This is a genomic window from Pseudomonas sp. K5002, from assembly GCF_013386655.1.
Taxonomy (GTDB): domain Bacteria; phylum Pseudomonadota; class Gammaproteobacteria; order Pseudomonadales; family Pseudomonadaceae; genus Aquipseudomonas.
The window spans coordinates 1-2123 of sequence record NZ_JACARK010001287.1; the positions used below are offsets into that span (position 1 = coordinate 1).

Here is a 2123-nt window from a genome sequence, read left to right on the forward strand (position 1 = left end):
TGCTGTACTGGACCGCCGGTTTCGCCATCATCAGCGTGGGCAGCACCCTGGCGCTGTTGCGGGCCAGCGGCCTGCTGTTGATCGGCATCTGGTTCGCCAACGGGTTGCTGATCACCGCCCACTGGCTGTTCCTGCTGGGCGTTGCGCGTTTCACCCAGGTGCGCCTGTCTCGCGCCTGGTACCTGATGTTCGTGGCCTGGTTTGCCATGCTGCTGTTGCCGGAAGGACAGTCGTGGTCCAGGGCCATGCTGCTGGCCAACTCGCTGCTGGTTGCCCTGCCGACCCTGCGGGCCAGTTTCCTGTTGCGCCCCCATGGCCGATCACTCAGCGTGGGCGCGGTGCAACTGCGCTATGTGCTGCTGGCCCACGGGCTGTTCTATCTGGCCAAGTCGCTGGTGGCGATCGTGCCGGGGACACTGATCGACCTGACGGCGTTTCGTGGCGAGATCATTCAGGTGTCGCTGGTGGAAGGCGCCATGGCGATCATGCTGATTGCATTGTCGATGACCGGCACCGAGCGCTACCGCCGTGAGGAACAGATTGCACGGTTGGCCGCCCGCGACCCGTTGACCGCGCTGTATAACCGCCGCGCCCTTGAAATGCGCGCGCCGAACCTGCTGAGCGAGGTCTCGCAGGCCCGGCCGGGTGCCCTGCTGTTGATCGACATCGACAATTTCAAGCTGATCAACGACCTGTACGGCCATACCGCGGGCGACCGGCTGCTGGTGGCCCTGAGCGAGATGATTCGCGCGCAGTTGCCCGATGATTCGCTGGCGGCGCGGTTGGGTGGCGACGAGTTCGTGATCCTGCTTAACGACACCTCGAACGCGCGCATTGTCGCGCTGGGCAGCGCCCTGCGCGAACAGTTTCATCAGGCTGCCTCGCAGGCGTTCGCCACGCCCGAAGCGGTGACATTGAGCATCGGCGCCAGCCTGTTCGACACGCCGCCCGCCAGCCTCGCGGCCTTGATCGAGCAAGGCGACGCGGCGCTGTATGAATCCAAGCGTGGCGGACGCAACCGTATTCGTCTGGTGGACCGGACTGCGGTGGGCGCCGATTGACTCAATCGGTGCATCAACCTTTGAGCGCCGCCTCAATCCCCGCAATATCAATCCTGGTCATCCCCATCATCGCATCAAACGCCCGCTTGGCCGCTGCCGGGTCGGGGTGGGTGATCGCCGCGCTCAGTACACGCGGGGTAATCTGCCATCTCACCCCCCATTTATCCTGGCACCAGCCGCAGACGTTTTCCTGGCCGCCATGGCTGACAATCGCGTGCCACAAGCGGTCGGTTTCCGCCTGGTCGTCGGTGGCCACCTGGAACGAGAACGCCTCGTTGTGCTGCACGCCGGAGCCGCCGTTCAGCCCCAGGCAAGGAATACCCATGACGGTGAATTCCACGGTCAACACATCGCCCTGTTTGCCCGCCGGATAATCCCCGGGGGCGTGATGGACCGCGGTCACTGCGCTGTCCGGGAAGGTCCTGGCGTAGAAGTTGGCAGCGTCCAGTGCACTGCCGTCGTACCAAAGGCACACCGTGTTTTTGCTGAGCATGAGTGTTCTCCAGCGTGGAGGTTCGGACTTGCAGTGTAGTACCGCTACCGACAAGAATGCGTTCGCGTCCTGACATGAACCCAAACGGTGCAGAGAATGAGTAATGGTGTAAGGATCGACCCGCGAATCATCCCGGCTCCGCGGTCCATCAGCCCCGAGGCCCAGGCGATGCTGCAACGCATGGTGAACGCCGATGGCGTGCCGCTGAACAGCCTGTACACCCTGCCCGCACCCGATGACCACACTGGCTGGCGCCGCATGCAGGCCGCAGTTGCCCAACAGTACGCGGCGTCCCAGGCGGGACAGACGGCAGACCACGTTGAGACATTCACCGTGGAAGACGCCACCGTGTACCAGGCGACGCCGGCATACGGGGCCGAGTTCGCCTATATCGACCTGCACGGCGGCGCCCTGGTGTTCGGCGGCGGCGAAAACGCCCGCCTCGCCGCCGGCAAGCACGCCGACCTGCACAACCTGACCTGCTACGGCGTGGACTACCGCATGCCGCCTGACCATCCGTACCCGGCGGCACTCGATGACTGTATGGCCACCTACCGGCATGTGCTGAA

At 64.3% G+C, this 2123-nt stretch carries 3 protein-coding genes; 2 read left to right on the top strand and 1 reads right to left on the bottom strand.

What is annotated here, in order from left to right; translation table 11 throughout:
- The coding region (locus tag HX846_RS35725; protein WP_178967296.1) for a GGDEF domain-containing protein at positions 1 to 1061 on the top strand (1061 nt) is incomplete at its 5' end.
- Positions 1062 to 1074: 13 nt separating this feature from the next.
- Here HX846_RS35725 and HX846_RS35730 read toward each other — a convergent pair.
- Positions 1075 to 1554: a VOC family protein gene (locus tag HX846_RS35730; RefSeq protein WP_087695027.1), complete on the bottom strand. Its 480-nt coding sequence runs from the start codon at positions 1552 to 1554 to the stop codon at positions 1075 to 1077.
- A gap of 96 nt (positions 1555 to 1650) precedes the next feature.
- Here HX846_RS35730 and HX846_RS35735 point away from each other — a divergent pair.
- A partial coding sequence (locus HX846_RS35735; protein WP_178967297.1) for an alpha/beta hydrolase occupies positions 1651 to 2123 on the top strand: 473 nt, incomplete at its 3' end.